At 67.6% G+C, this 14,084-nt stretch carries 16 protein-coding genes; 4 read left to right on the forward strand and 12 right to left on the reverse strand.

What is annotated here, in order from left to right:
• Positions 1 to 132: 132 nt before the first annotated feature.
• Genes E9536_RS02830 through E9536_RS02840 form a run of 3 tightly spaced genes read right to left on the reverse strand, consistent with a single transcriptional unit; the run spans position 133 to position 2,027 of the window.
• Positions 133 to 894, reverse strand: a complete 762-nt coding sequence (locus E9536_RS02830; protein WP_136469408.1) for a Tat pathway signal protein — start codon at positions 892 to 894, stop codon at positions 133 to 135.
• A gap of 30 nt (positions 895 to 924) precedes the next feature.
• Complete coding sequence (locus E9536_RS02835) at positions 925 to 1,746, reverse strand: hypothetical protein (RefSeq protein WP_124672956.1); 822 nt, start codon at positions 1,744 to 1,746, stop codon at positions 925 to 927.
• Complete coding sequence (locus E9536_RS02840; protein WP_136469246.1) at positions 1,743 to 2,027, reverse strand: hypothetical protein; 285 nt, start codon at positions 2,025 to 2,027, stop codon at positions 1,743 to 1,745. The genes E9536_RS02835 and E9536_RS02840 overlap by 4 nt, the downstream gene beginning before the upstream one ends.
• Positions 2,028 to 2,135: 108 nt before the next feature.
• Here E9536_RS02840 and E9536_RS02845 point away from each other — a divergent pair, with 108 nt between their 5' ends.
• Both E9536_RS02845 and E9536_RS02850 read left to right on the forward strand, forming a co-directional pair.
• Positions 2,136 to 2,459 (forward strand): cupin domain-containing protein, encoded by a 324-nt coding sequence (locus E9536_RS02845; RefSeq protein ID WP_136469409.1) that lies wholly within the window; start codon positions 2,136 to 2,138, stop codon positions 2,457 to 2,459.
• A gap of 132 nt (positions 2,460 to 2,591) precedes the next feature.
• On the forward strand, positions 2,592 to 3,317 hold the full coding sequence (locus tag E9536_RS02850) for a glutathione S-transferase (protein ID WP_048022087.1): 726 nt from the start codon (positions 2,592 to 2,594) through the stop codon (positions 3,315 to 3,317).
• 49 nt (positions 3,318 to 3,366) lie between these two features.
• Here the strand turns inward: E9536_RS02850 and E9536_RS02855 are convergent, their stop codons facing one another.
• Both E9536_RS02855 and E9536_RS02860 read right to left on the reverse strand, forming a co-directional pair.
• Positions 3,367 to 3,765, reverse strand: coding sequence for a hypothetical protein (locus E9536_RS02855; RefSeq protein WP_027791131.1), 399 nt, complete (start codon positions 3,763 to 3,765; stop codon positions 3,367 to 3,369).
• 15 nt (positions 3,766 to 3,780) lie between these two features.
• Entirely contained in the window at positions 3,781 to 5,166 is a 1,386-nt protein-coding gene (locus tag E9536_RS02860; protein ID WP_136469247.1) for an MFS transporter, read from the reverse strand.
• A 208-nt stretch (positions 5,167 to 5,374) separates the two neighbouring features.
• Here E9536_RS02860 and E9536_RS02865 point away from each other — a divergent pair, with 208 nt between their 5' ends.
• A complete protein-coding gene (locus E9536_RS02865; RefSeq protein ID WP_124672952.1) occupies positions 5,375 to 6,289 on the forward strand; it encodes a LysR family transcriptional regulator in 915 nt (304 codons plus the stop codon).
• Positions 6,290 to 6,399: 110 nt separating this feature from the next.
• Here E9536_RS02865 and E9536_RS02870 read toward each other — a convergent pair whose 3' ends face one another.
• From E9536_RS02870 to E9536_RS02890, 5 genes are all read right to left on the reverse strand, one after another.
• A complete protein-coding gene (locus tag E9536_RS02870; RefSeq protein WP_027791128.1) occupies positions 6,400 to 7,932 on the reverse strand; it encodes an amino acid permease in 1,533 nt (510 codons plus the stop codon).
• Between the two features lie 102 nt (positions 7,933 to 8,034).
• Positions 8,035 to 8,499, reverse strand: coding sequence for an Lrp/AsnC family transcriptional regulator (locus E9536_RS02875; RefSeq protein ID WP_059684359.1), 465 nt, complete (start codon positions 8,497 to 8,499; stop codon positions 8,035 to 8,037).
• A 98-nt stretch (positions 8,500 to 8,597) separates the two neighbouring features.
• Positions 8,598 to 9,356 carry an arginine deiminase family protein gene (locus E9536_RS02880; protein ID WP_060195101.1) on the reverse strand — a complete coding sequence of 253 codons (759 nt, stop codon included), beginning with the start codon at positions 9,354 to 9,356 and terminating at the stop codon, positions 8,598 to 8,600.
• A 207-nt stretch (positions 9,357 to 9,563) separates the two neighbouring features.
• Positions 9,564 to 10,814: a DUF1479 domain-containing protein gene (locus E9536_RS02885; protein ID WP_136469248.1), complete on the reverse strand. Its 1,251-nt coding sequence runs from the start codon at positions 10,812 to 10,814 to the stop codon at positions 9,564 to 9,566.
• Positions 10,815 to 10,924: 110 nt separating this feature from the next.
• Complete coding sequence (locus E9536_RS02890; RefSeq protein ID WP_060173155.1) at positions 10,925 to 11,314, reverse strand: VOC family protein; 390 nt, start codon at positions 11,312 to 11,314, stop codon at positions 10,925 to 10,927.
• A gap of 72 nt (positions 11,315 to 11,386) precedes the next feature.
• On the opposite strand from E9536_RS02890, the gene E9536_RS02895 reads away from it, so the two are divergent.
• Complete coding sequence (locus E9536_RS02895; RefSeq protein ID WP_136469249.1) at positions 11,387 to 12,352, forward strand: AraC family transcriptional regulator; 966 nt, start codon at positions 11,387 to 11,389, stop codon at positions 12,350 to 12,352.
• Positions 12,353 to 12,442: 90 nt separating this feature from the next.
• On the opposite strand, the gene gltA is transcribed toward E9536_RS02895, so the two are convergent.
• Positions 12,443 to 13,744, reverse strand: coding sequence for a citrate synthase (gltA, locus tag E9536_RS02900; protein WP_049097329.1), 1,302 nt, complete (start codon positions 13,742 to 13,744; stop codon positions 12,443 to 12,445).
• 66 nt (positions 13,745 to 13,810) lie between these two features.
• Complete coding sequence (locus tag E9536_RS02905; protein ID WP_011548107.1) at positions 13,811 to 14,083, reverse strand: succinate dehydrogenase assembly factor 2; 273 nt, start codon at positions 14,081 to 14,083, stop codon at positions 13,811 to 13,813.
• Between the last annotated feature and the right edge of the window lies 1 nt (position 14,084).

Genomic DNA, 14,084 nt, shown 5'->3' on the forward strand with positions numbered 1-14,084 from the left:
ACAACACCCTTCGCTGCAACGTGTCGTGCAGCGACGGCGTCTTGAACGGCCGGCAGCTCGCGATTGCGCCGCACACCGGGCGCCCGGAACGTGAAGTCGTTCGGCGGCGGATGCCGCGAGTGCCCCGCAGCGTCAGCCGTTCGGGTATTCGCGGTTGATCAGGTCGAGCCGCAGCATCCCGAGTTGCACGCCGACGTTGCTCAGCAGGTAAAGATCGCGGCGCCGCAAGGCCGGCATCTGCGCGGACGCGTCGTAGAGCGACGGCAGCGTCAGGCCCGCCGGCACCGCGGCCTGCATCCCCGCGGTTTTCGACACGCGCACGGCAATCGAAGCCTGATCCGAATGCGTGACGACACCGACGTTGCCGAGTGCCGACGCCGAGCCGGCCTGCCTGACGATCGCGGTTACGACGCCGTCGGGCGTCGGTATCGGGCTGCCGGCGGCCGGCGCCGGTGTCGCGATCGACGTCACGCCGGCCGTCAGCCCGTATTTCGACGCGAGCACGCTCGCGACTTCCTGCTGCGCAAAGATCCGCGCGGCGACCTTCCGGCGCAGCAGGAACACGGCGTCGGCAATCGCCTCGTTCACGGGGCCGGGCACCGGCGCGGCGCCCGACGACGGCGCGGCGCGACTGCCGAAAGCGAATGCGGCAATCGTGTTGATAGCCGTGGCCTGGACGGCCGGCGGCATCCACGAGAAAAACGTCTCGAACAGGTAACCGGCCTCGTCGGCGGCGGCTGCGCGGTCGTTCAGTTCGTTCGTCAGCTTGCCGAGCATCTGGCGTTGCAGTTCGGCATCTGAAACGGGAGCGTCGCCGGCGAAGCCCGGCGTGCTGGCGGCACCGGTCACGGCAAGCGCGGCAGCGGAAGCGAGGAAATGGCGGCGGGTCTGCATGGTCATCGGAATCGGGAGAAAGAAAGTGCGTCAGCCCTTCGGGAACGCCTGCATCGTCGCGCCGACCGCGCGGGCGAGCATCTGCGCATACATGTCGTGCACGAGGTACAGGCTGCGGTTGCGCGTCCACGGCTGGCCCGACTGCGGGTCGTAGCGCGTCGGCAACGGCACCTCGGCAACCGCGGCCGCCTTCATGCCCGCCTGCTGCGAGGTCTGGATGCAGCGCTTCGCGTGATCCCGATGGCCGACCACCGCGACGCGGCCCATCGCGGCCACGCCGCCCGCGCGCGACACGGCCTCGGCGGCCACGCCGGCCGTGCTGAGGTACACGATCGTGCCGTCGCTCGCGATCACGGGCTCGATCGACGACAGCACGTCGGCGCCCATCCCGTATTTCGACACGAGAAAGCGGGCGATTTCCCACTGCGCGTAGACCTTGACCGGCTTCAGTTGCCGAATGCGGTAGACGGCGTCCGCGAGCGCTTCGTTGACGGGCCCCGGATCGGGCAGCGCGGACTGGTTGCCGCCCGTGCTCGACGTATTGCCGCTTGCCGCGTTCGGGCGATTGCCGAAGCTGTACGCAACGATCGCGCCGGCCTGGGCCGCCGGCATCGTCGGCAGGTCCCAGGCAAACCCGACGTCGGTCAGCGCCGGCTGGATCGCGCCGACCGTCGCGGCATCGCCGAGCTGCGCATTCAGCTTCGCGGACATCTGCGCGGCCAGCGCGGCGTCGGTAACGGGCATCGACGTGACGTCGTCGCCGCCGCATGCGCTCAGCAGCGGCACCGCCGCGACGGCCGGCGCGGCGGCCAGGAATTTTCTGCGTGAGGAAGCCAGCGGATTCAGTTTCATGAGAAATACGAAATGATGCGAATGACGTCGACGCGATACCTCGGCGTCGCATTCACGGTCACGGGAAATCGCAATCGGGCGAGTCGCGCAGGCGGCGACGGACGGCAGTACCGCAGCGCGGACCGAATCGCCGCGCTTGCGTCGATTGACGAGCCCGGATCGTAGTCGGCGTTTGTTAAATTGCGGTGAAGCTCGCGAGCCAATACGCGCAATCTCGTCGTTGTTTCGCGGATGAATGCCAGCGTTTCACATAAGGTGAGCGCCTGCGCGATTCGTTCCACGGATGGCGATCATGCGCCCCGCGCTCCGCGCGACTTCCCGGCATGACGCGCTACGATCGCGCAACGCACATGGGCAATCCCCACGCCCCGAACCCGGAGTACACCACGATGAAGCTCGGCCTGAACGAATCGCTCACCCGTCTCGACGAAGAAGGCACGCTGTTCACGACGCTGTTTCGCCACGGCACGCTCGACGTCGAGCTGTACCGGCCGCGCATTGAGGACAAGCAGAAGCCGCACACGCGCGACGAGGTCTACGTGATCGCCACCGGCACGTCGCACTTCGTCGTCGACGGACACGAATGCGCGGTCGCGGCCGGTGACGTGCTGTTCGTCCCGGCACACGCCGACCACCGCTTCACCGGCTTCTCCGGCGACTTCTCGACCTGGGTGTTCTTCTACGGCCCCGAGGGCGGCGAGCGCGGCGCGTAGCGCGCGATGGCGATGCGCGGCACTTTTCCCGCGATCGCCTAGACTGTCTATTCGCAGCGGGCGGCGCGCGACGCGCGGCCGCCCGATCGTCACGATGCCCGTGGCAGCCGCGTCAACAAACGGGAAAACAGCATGCGATACGAACTGTATTACTGGCCCGAGATCCAGGGCCGAGGCGAATATGTGCGGCTCGCGCTCGAGGCGGCGGAAGCCGACTACGTCGACGTCGCGCGCGAATCGGGGCGCGGCATGGGGGTGCCGGCGATGATGCGCATGATGGACAGCGCGAAGGCGGAATGCGTGCCGTTTGCGCCGCCGTTCCTGAAAGCCGGCGACCTGGTGGTCGGGCAGACCGCGAACATCCTGCTGTTTCTCGGCGCGCGGCTCGGGCTCGCGCCGGACGACGAAGCCGGCCGGCTGTGGGTGCACCAGCTTCAGTTGACCGTGGCCGATTTCGTCACCGAGATCCACGACACGCACCATCCGATCGCAAGCGGCCTCTACTACGAGGACCAGCAGGCGGAAGCCGCCGAGCGCGCGGCCGATTTCCTCGAAAACCGGCTGCCGAAATTCCTCGGTTACTTCGAGCGCGTACTCGACCAGAACCCGCACAAGAGCGGCTACATCGCCGGCCACGCACTCAGCTATGCGGACCTGTCGATGTTCCAGTTGATCGAGGGGCTGCGTTACGCGTTTCCGAAAGCGATGAAGCGCGCGGAGCGGAAAATCGCGGCGCTGGTCGCGCTGCACGACCGCGTCGCGGAGCATCCGCCGGTGGCGCGCTACCTCGCGTCGGAACGCCGCATCCCGTTCAACGACATGGGCATCTTCCGGCACTATCCGGAGCTGGACAAGTAACGCCGGCACCGCATCCGCGCCGCCTCAGGCAGGGCGGCCGATGCCCCGCTCACGCGACGACCGGCGTCTCGTGCAAATGGCGCCACACGATCAGCCCGTCCGCCTCGCGCCGGAACACGACCGTCGAGCGCCGCACCGTGCGCTGCCCTTGCGCGTCGGTCTGCGTCTCGCGATAGCCGATCGTCGCGCCATCGGACCACACGGCAAGCCCGCGCAACTCGTCGATGTCGATCACCAGCCCGGGGCGCGCGCCGTGCCCGTGTGAAAACAGCGCATCGATGCCCGCGTAATCGAGCACCGTGCCCGACATCGTGATCATCGAAAATCCCGGCGAAAAACGCGCCATCAGCGTCGCGAGCCGCTCGGGGCCGGCACGGCCGGACAACCAGCACGCGATGTCGGCAACGGTGTCGACGACTTCCTTGAAATACGGATTCGGCAAATTCATAAAGCTCTCAGGTTCTCACGAGTGGGATGAAACGGGTTGCGCGACCGGCGCACGGTATGCGGGAAGCCGCGCAATCAGGCCCAGCGGCAGCAACGTCAGCACGACCGCCAGCCCGAAGCACCAGCGGTACGGCGCGAGCGACGGCCCGCCCGCGTCGAATGCCAGCAACGCATTGAGTGCGCTGCCGAGCACGGCCACGCCGACGCAGAAGCTCAACTGGCGGTTGATGTTCCACAGCGCGCTCGCGTCGCCCATCCGGTCGGCAGGCACATCGACGAACGCCGCGCTTTGCGACGTGCTCGTGCACAGGCTCGCGCCGAACCCCATCGCCGCGAATGCCGCGATGCGCACGGCTTCGACGCCGGCCCAGGGGGTCGCGAGCAGTGCGATGCCGACGCAATCGATCACAATGCCGCTCGCGAACAAGGGCTTCGCGCCGTGGCGCGCGAAGCAGCGGCGCGTGGTCGCGATCGCGAAGCACGCCGCGATCGCCCACGGCAGCATCAGCGCGCCGGCATGCGCAGCGCTCAACCCGAGCGCGTTCTGCAGATAGAGCGACGCGACGAGGTTGACGCCCGTGAAGACGCCCGGCACGCACAGATAGACCACCACGCCGGTTCGCAGCAGCGGCTGGGCGAGCAGTCGCAGGTCGACGACCGGCGACAGGGCGCGACGCGCATGCGCCGCATAGCCTGCGCCTGCCGCGCTCGCGACGGCCAGCATCGCGAGCGGGAATACCGCGCCGCCGGGCTGCCCCGCGGCGGTCAGCCCGAGCAGCAGCGCGACGAGCGTGACCGCACTCAGGCCGAGCCCCGGCCAGTCGAGCCGCGGCGGCCGGTCGCGCGCGCCGTCGCGCGGCAGCCATGCGAACGCGAGCGCGCAGGTCGCGGCCGCGATCGGCAACATCACGAAGAAGATCGCGCGCCACGAACCGCGATCGACGATCGCCCCGCCGATCGCCGGCGACAACGCGGGCACGAGCAGCGCGACCATCATCACGACCGACGTGAGCCGCGCCCGCGCCTGCGGCGGATACGCGCGATAGGCCATCGTCTGCCCGACCGGAATCAGCAGCCCGCCGCCGAGCCCCTGGACCAGCCGCCACGCGAGCAGCGTCTCGATCGACGGCGACGCGCCGACGCCGGCACTGCCGAGCCCGAACAGCAGCAGCGATGCCGCGAACACGCGCCGCTCGCCGCAGCGGCGCGCGAGCCACGTGCCGAACGGAATCACGACGGTCAGGCCGAGCACGTACATGTTGCCGACCCACGCAAGCTGCGCGACCGACGCGTGCAGCTCGCGCTGCAGCGCCGGATACGCGGCGTTCAGCATGAACATGTTCGCGAGGTCGATCGCGAAGCCGAGCAGGTAGACGGCGGCGATTCTGGAACGGTCTGGCATGGCGGCGGGAACATCACGAAACGCCGCAGTGTAGAAGCCGGCACGCGCATCGGTAAGCGGCCGGATGCGACGAGTCCCGTCGAATTTTTTTGACAATCGGATCGCGCCGCCACGACGCCGTAGCGCCGCAACGCCGCAACGCCGCGCGGCCGCACATTCGGGTACCCTTCGAGCGATCCAACAGCCAGACAGGACCCACGCCCCAACCATGGTGAGCCTCGATCGTTTCGCCGTTTTCCGTGCCGTGGTCGAAGCCGGTTCGTTCACGGCCGCCGCCACCGCACTGAACCAGGCGCGGGCGGCCATCAGTTTCAACGTGAAACAGCTCGAAGCCGAGCTCGGCGTCACGCTGCTCACGCGCACGACCCGGCGTGTCGAGCTGACCGACGCCGGCGAGCGCTTTTACCAGCGCTGCCTGCGCGTGCTCGACGAAGCCGAAGGCGCGATCGACGAGGTGCGCGGCGAGCACGGCGGGATGCAGGGCATGCTGCGCGTGACGTCGACGGTCGAGTATGCGGCGCGCGTCCTCGCACCGATGCTGCATGCGTTCACCGCGCAGCATCCCGCGTTACGCGTGCGGCTCGAAACGCATACGTCGCAGGCCGATCTCGTGCGCGACCGCTTCGACGTCGCGATCCGGCTCGGACGCCACGAGCACTTTCGCGACCTGCCCTATCGCGGCGTCTGCCTCGCCACCTACGACGTACTCGCCGTGATGGCGCCCGACCTGCCGGCGAAGGCCGGGCGCCCGAAACCGGCGTCGCCCGACGACCTCGCCCGCCTGCCGCAGCTCGGCCACAGCCGGCTCGAGCGGATCGCCGAATGGACGCTCACCGATCGCGCGGGCAACGAACATGCATTTCGACCGGCCGCGAAGCCTCGCGTCGTCGTCGACAACGCATCGGTGTTGAGTGAACTCGCGCGCCAGGGCAGCGGCGTCGCGCTGCTGCCCGCATGGCTCGTACGCGACGATCTCGAAAGCGGCACGCTGGTCGATGCGCTGCCCGCGTATCGGTTTCCGCAGCAGAACGTCTACGCGCTGTACGTCGCGACGCGGCACGTGCCGCAGAAAGTGCGCGCGTGGGTGGACTTCATGAAGGCGCGGTTGCAGCACGCGCACTGAGCGCGGTTTGCGTGCGCCGCCGCGCGCGGGCCGTCGCAGCGAAGCCGGCCGTCCGACACGACCGGCTTCCGTTGCCGCGCTTTCGGTACCGCGCGTTCAATACCGACTAGTCAGTGCGGATGCCCGTGCTGCGTGGCCGCCGCATCGACGGCCTCGACCGAGCGCGTCAGCCACGGCCCGATGTCCATCTCCTCGTAGCGCACGAGCCGGCTCTTGCGCGCCCGGCGATATGCCCACCAGATCGCGACGAACAGCGGAATCCACACGTAGATCGACAGCACTTCCATCCAGTCGATGCGGGCCGCGAAGAACGCCTGGTAATCCTGCCCGAGCGAGATCACGATGCAGATCGCGATCGCGAACAGCGGCCCGAACGGGAACCATTTCGCGCGGTACGGCAGTTGATCGAGCCGGTAGCCCTGCTTCAGGAACCCCTTGCGGAACCGGTAATGGCAGACCGCGATGCCGAGCCATGCGATGAAACCCGTGATGCCGACCGTGTTCAGCAGCCACAGATAGATGCTCTGGTTGTTGGTCAGCGACGTGAGGAAGCACAGCCCGCCGACGGCCATCGTCGCGTACAGCGCGTTGCGCGGCACGCCGCCCGGCGACAGCGTCGCGAACATCGCCGGCGCGCGCCCTTCCGCCGCGAGGTTGTACAGCATCCGTGTCGCCGCGTAGGTGCCGGAGTTGCCGGCCGACAGCACGGCCGTCAGGATCACGAGGTTCATGGCGCCGGCGGCGAGCCGGAAACCCGCATGGCTGAACACCAGCGTGAACGGGCTCACGCCGATGTCGGTCACGTCGCTCTTCAGCAGGTTCGGGTCCGTGTACGGCACCAGCAGGCCGATCACGAAGATCGCGAACACGTAGAACAGCATGATCCGCCAGAAAATCTGCTTCACCGCGCGCGGGATCGTCTTGCGCGGATTCTCCGATTCGCCGGCGGTGATCCCGACCAGCTCGGTGCCGAGAAACGAGAATCCCGCGATCAGCGCGACGCTCATCATCGCGTGCACGCCGCCGACAAACGGCGCGTCGCCGGTCGTGAAGTTGCGCAAGCCCACCGGATGCCCGTTCCCGATCAGGCCGGCGGCGATCAGCAGCCCGGCCGCGATGAACGCGACCACGGTCACGACCTTGATCAGCGAGAACCAGTATTCCGATTCGCCGAAGCCGCGCACCGACAGCGTATTCAGCAGGAAGATCAGCACGAGAAAGCCCGCGCCCCACCAGATGCCGGGTATGGTCGGAAACCAGTAGCGCATCACGATCTGCGCGGCGACCAGCTCGATCGCGATCGTCACGGCCCAGCTGTACCAGTAGGTCCAGCCGAGCGCGACGCCGAAGCCTTCGTCGACGTACTTCTCGCCGTAGATCGCAAACGACCCCGACACCGGCATCAGCGCGGCCATCTCGCCGAGGCCCGTGACGACGAAGTACACCATCAACCCGATCGCGATATACGCGGCGATCGCACCGCCCGGCCCCGCCTGCGCGACCGACGCACCCGACGCGACGAACAGCCCCGTGCCGATCGAGCCGCCGATCGCGATCATCGCGATGTGGCGGCCCTGCAGACGGCGCTTCAGCGTCGTTCCCGACGGCGCGGCCGTCTCCACTGCCGCTTGCATAGCATCCATAGTGTTCACCCTGATTGGATTCGGGCCGGACAATTTGATTCGGAATACAAATCGTCAGGCCCGGTCATTCGCGTCGAAACCGGCCCTTCCCGGCCGGCCGCCTCACACGACGGTGCGCTTGATCGCCTGCAGTTCGGCCGTCGTCACGATCTTCTCGATCCGGAATCGCGGGCTTTCCAGCCACACGTTCGCGATCCGCCGGTACTCGTCGAGATCCTCGCACGCGAGCCGCACGAGAAAATCGAACGTGCCGCTGACGAGCCAGCAATCGAGCACGGCCGGATTCGCACGCATTTCGTCTTCGAACGGCGCCTGCGAACGCCCGTGGTCGGCCAGCACGATCTGCGCGATCACGACGATCGGCTTGGTCGCGCGCGGCGCCTTGATCACCGCACGGTAGCCCTCGATCACGCCGAGCGCCTCGAGCCGCTCCACGCGCGCCTGGCAGGGCCGCGGCGTGAGGTTCACGAGCTCCGACAGCTTCCGGTAGGAAATGCGCCCGTCGGTGCGCAGGATGTCGAGGATCCGGAGATCGATCTTGTCGAGCTGCATCTTCTTGTCGGTCATCCGCGTTCGCTCCGGTCGGGTCGTGGCTGGTGCGCGGAACGTTTCCTGTTCCGCGCGGGGGCCACATTATCGGGCCGAAGCGGCCGCGCGCCAATCGGCTAGAACCGCAGCGACAGGCAGGTCAGGCCGCCGTCCATCTTGCGGAACTCGCTCGTATCGATCACGTGCAGCGGCAGCCCGAGCGACGCGATCGCGTCGTGCACGCGCGGGTAGCCGGCCGGCGTGATCAGCGTGCCGTTCACGCGCAGCGTGTTGCCCGCGTATTCGTCGGCGGCCGAGATCGCGATCCGGCGATAGTCGGCGAATGCCGGATGCGCGGCCAGCGCTTCGGTCACGAGCAGCGTGTCGTCGCCGAGCGCGTTGACGACCGACTTCAGATGCAGGCCGGCGCCCACCGGCACCGCGACGACCGAATAGCCGTAGCGCGACACGAGCGATTCGAACGCGGCGATGCCTTCGGCGTCGGTACGGCCCGTCAGGCCGATGTAGAAGCGCTTGCCGACCAGCATCACGTCGCCGCCGTCGAGACGGCCGTCCTGCATCGGCAGCAGGTCGCGATGCGCGGCGAGCGCCGCTTCGATGTGCACCGTCTCGCCGCGCCGGGCGGGCGCACCGGGGCGCGTGATCACCGCGAATTCCGGTGTCACGACCGCGACGTCCTCGACGAAGTGCGAATCGGGAAACGCGTCCAGCGGCGGCAGTTCGGTCAGCTCGACGCCGAGCGTGCGCAGCGCGTCGCAGTATGCGTGGAACTGCGTGAGCGTCTTGTCGTAGTCGGGCGCGCCGAGCTCGGCAGTAGTCAGGCCCGCGCCACAGGACGGCGCGGGGCGGCGAACGATCGCTTGCGTGAATTGCATCGACTCCTCCATGGTCAGCGCCACACCCGTGCGGCACACGGGGCGGCTGCGTTGTGTCCGGACCATTATCGGAAGCCAAATTGCGCAATTCGCGTCGATTTCGGCTGCGCCGACAGCCGATTGCGTCGAATTGCACGCAGCCCGCAGCGGATTCGGCAGACGGCCGTTCACCGCGTGGCGAACGGCCGCTTTCCCGTGCGACGCGGGCTAAGCGCCCGGCCCGAACCCCATCTGCGAACGGCCGAGCGCCGAGAGATCGCCCTCCCCGCCACGTTCGTCGAATGCGACCTCGAAATGGTCGGCCGGGAAATCGGGCGGGCTCTCGCCGCGCAGGAACGCGGCCCGCTGGCGCAGCAGGTACGCGTCGTTCTTCGCGCAACCGGGCGCGGCCGCGATGTACATCACGTTGCTGTCGCCGCTGCCGCGGTGCGCATCCTCGACCGCGTGCACGACGTCGCCATGCCAGAACACCGCGTCGCCCGGCTCCATGTGCGGGATCGGCACCAGCGCATCGAGCAACAGTGCGTGCCATTCAGGCCGGATCGACAGCGCGCGACCCGGACGCGCGCCGCACAGGTCGTCGTCGGCGACATCGTCCTGCAGCGCGCGCAGCACGACATAGGCCATCGCGTTCGCAACCGGGATCAACTGCAGCGTGCCGTCGCCCGGCCCCTGCGGCGTGAGCGCGGTCCAGCCCTGGAACGTGCGGAACATCGAGCACACGGCCGGCGACGGAATCTCCTCGACGTCCGGACGGAACGCCGCATCGAACGGGTCGTAATCGCGCCAGCGGCCGGCCAGCACGTGACGGTAGACCTGGCGGAAGTTCGCGCCGAGCCAGCGTTCGACGGAACCGCCGTCGACATGCGGCGACAGCCCGAGCGACGTCGAGCCGGGCGGGCGGCGGCGAATCCGGTCCGCATAGGCCGGCACCTGGTCGGGATCGAAGTGCGTACGCCCGCTGTCGGCGTGCCGCCACAGGCGGTTCAGGAACACGCGCGCCTGCGTCAGGGCCGGCGACTGGCGCGCAACCACCTGCGGCTTCGACCAATAAACGCCGTAGATCTGCGGCTTGCCCGACGCAAGGTTGCCGAAATAGCGATCCTCGGCGCGCGCATCGAGCCGCTCGGTGAAGCGGTTCGCGTCCAGGTACGCGCCGATCTCGTCGTTCCAGTCGCGCGCCTGCCGCGCATCGAATACGCGACGAATCACGACCGCGCCATGCGTGCGGATCGCTGCCACCGCGCGCGGATCGACGGTCCCGCCCGCGATGTCCGCGAACGGCACCACCGGAATCACGTCGTGACCATGCGCATGCGCGCGGCGGATCGCGTCGACCTGCCGCGCGATGTCGCCCTCCAGCTCGCGAAACGTGGCCGCATAACCGGGCAGGTCGGCGCGCAGCCCCTTTTTCGCGTCGCGAATCGCGGCAGGCAGGTCGTCAATCGTCAATTGCATCGTGGTCTCCTCGCTGACAGGTGTCGTGATGTGCCATCAGCGTACGGCCGGTGCGCTGCCGAGATCACCGTTATCCGGCCAACTATCGATACAATCCCGACAACCCTGGATCACTCGGGACGATGACAGACCACGCACAGCTTGTTGCCGTCCGGATCGCGGAAATAGGCGCCGTAGTAATCGCGGTGATAGTCCGGCCGCAGGCCCGGCGGCCCTTCGCAGGTGCCGCCGTGGCGCAGCGCGAGCGCGTGGCAGCGATCGACGTGCGCGCGCGTCGGCGCGACGAACGCGATCGTGTGGCCGTTGCCCGGTTCGGGCGCGCGGCCGTCGAGCGGCTGGCCGAAGAAGAACAGCGGCCGGTCGGCGTCGGCCGGCATCCAGCCCGTCCAGCCGTCCGGCTCGCGAAATTTCAGGCGCAGCCCGAGTTCCGCGAACAGCGGCGCGTAGAAATCGTAGGCGCGTGAGGTGTCGCTGACGCCCACGCAAACATGTGAAAACATGGCATTGCTCCGTCGTGACGATCGCCCTCGATCATGCCATGGCGCGATGCCCGCCCTCTCCCGGAGGCCGCGATGAAACCGCAGTACGAGCACGTGACGTTCGCCCCCGGCTGTTCGATCCGTGTCTATCACCGCCAGCTCGCGCGCATTCCGTTCGAATGGCATCGCCATCCCGAGTACGAACTGACGCTGACGCTCAACAGCCGCGGCCGGCGCTTCATCGGCGATCACGTCGCGCACTACGCAGACGACGACCTGGTGCTCGTGCCGCCCAACCTGCCGCATACCTGGTCGTCGAACGCGCGCATCGATCGCGATGCGCCCGAGGTCGCGGTCGTCATCTGGTTCGACGGCGACTGGGTGCGGCGGCTGGCCGACTGCTGCCCCGAATACGCGCCGCTGCGTTCGCTGCTGCGGCGTGCCGCACCGGGCCTGCGCTTCGACACGGACACAGCCCGCGCGATGCGGGCGCGGCTGCCGCACTTGCTCGATCCGTCGCCGCGCACCAGGCTCGCGGCCGCGCTCGACACGCTCGCCGATCTCGCGGAGGCCGGCGGCGAGCCGCTCGCCACCGCGCACGCGTACGACCGGACCGAACGCACGACACCGCGCGCCGATACGGCCGCCCCCGAAGCGGAGCGCCTCGACCGCGTGCTCGACGCGATCGACCGGCACTTCCACGAACCGCTGCGCATCGACGCGCTCGCCGCCGCTGCGCATATGTCCGAACGCACGCTGCAGCGCCTGTTCGTCCGGCATCTCGGCGAAAGCGTCGGGCGCTACGTGCAGCGGCTGCGGCTCGCGCACGCGTGCCGTCATCTCGTCGGCACCGACTGGCCGATCGCGACCGTGGCCGCGCGCTGCGGCATTCCGAATGCCGCGAACTTCAACCGCCAGTTCCTCGCCGCACGCGGGATGACGCCCGGCGCCTACCGGCAGTTCTTCGTGCGGCACGGCCATGCGCCCGATGACGACGCGCCCGCACTCGACACACGCCCGCCGTCGCTGGAGCATCGCGCCGATCCGGCGCGCAAATGAAAACACCCCGACGGGATGACCCGTCGGGGTGTCGTGGCGTTGCGATTGCCCGACGCGAGCGGCCTGCCGGCCGTTCGCGCCACACACGGCTTAACGTGCGTTGAGCGGCTTCGCTTCGCGCGGCGTATCGCCGATGAACAGCTGACGCGGACGGCCGATCTTCTGCTCCGGATCGCCGATCATTTCGTTCCACTGTGCGATCCAGCCGACCGTACGTGCCATCGCGAAGATACACGTGAACATCGACGTCGGGATGCCCAGCGCGCGCTGAACGATGCCCGAGTAGAAGTCGACGTTCGGGTACAGCTTGCGCGACACGAAGTATTCGTCTTCCAGCGCGATCTTCTCGAGCTGCATCGCGAGCTTGAACAGCGGGTCGTCGTGCAGGCCCAGTTCGTTCAGCACTTCGTAGCACGTTTCGCGCATCAGCTTCGCACGCGGGTCGTAGTTCTTGTACACGCGGTGACCGAAGCCCATCAGCTTCACGCCCGAATTCTTGTCCTTCACCTGCTTGATGAATTCGGGGATGTTGTCCGGCGAACCGATCTGCTCGAGCATGTTCAGCGCGGCTTCGTTCGCACCACCGTGCGCCGGGCCCCACAGACACGCGATACCGGCCGCGATACATGCGAACGGGTTCGCGCCCGACGAGCCGGCCAGGCGGACGGTCGACGTCGATGCGTTCTGCTCGTGGTCGGCGTGCAGGATCAGGATACGGTCGAGTGCGCGGACGAGCACGTCGTTGACCTTGTACTCTTCGCACGGGTTCGAGAACATCATGTGCATGAAGTTCGCGCTGTACGACAGCGAGTTCTTCGGATACACGAACGGCTGGCCGATGCTGTACTTGTAGGCCATCGCGACGAGCGTCGGCAGCTTCGCGATCATGCGGATCGCCGACACTTCACGGTGACGCGGATCGTTGATGTCGAGCGAGTCGTGGTAGAACGCCGACAGCGCGCCGACTGCGGCGACCAGGATCGCCATCGGGTGCGCGTCGCGGCGGAAGCCACGGAAGAAGAAGTGCATCTGCTCGTGCACCATCGTGTGCTTCGTGACGGTATCGACGAATTCCTTCTTCTGCGCTGCGTTCGGCAGTTCACCCTTCAGCAGCAGGTAGCAGCTTTCGAGGAAGTCCGCGTTTTGCGCGAGGTTGTCGATCGGGTAGCCGCGGTACAGCAGCTCGCCCTTGTCGCCGTCGATGTACGTGATCGCCGAATTACAAGCTGCCGTCGACATGAAGCCCGGGTCGTACGTGAACTTGCCGGTCTGGCCGTACAGCTTGCGGATGTCGATCACGTCCGGGCCCATCGTGCCCTTGTAGATCGGCATTTCGACGCTCGGAGAGTTGTCGCTGAACGATAGCGTGGCTTTAACATCAGACGGAGTCATGGCACATCCTCAATCGAAATAAAGAAACGGGATTCGATAACGGGCACAACGTGTCACACCTTGGCGTTACACGTTGCGCAGCATCTCCAACAGCCGGTGAATGTCCGGGCTGTCTAGGTCGCCTTCTGGTTCCTTGCGCGCGAGGAGCAAGTCCATCAGGTCGTTGTCGCTCAGATCGAGCAGGCGCGACAACGCGCCTACGTCTGCATCGGTGAGGTCATGCTCGTATCTGCCGAAGAAACGCTCGAATACGATGTCGTTTTCCAGCAGACCCCGCCGCGCGCGCCAGCGAAGGCGCGCGCGACGGTGCGGGTCGGATTGATGCGAATCGTCGCTCATT

This window comes from Burkholderia sp. LS-044 (genome assembly GCF_004803625.1).
GTDB lineage: Bacteria > Pseudomonadota > Gammaproteobacteria > Burkholderiales > Burkholderiaceae > Burkholderia > Burkholderia cepacia.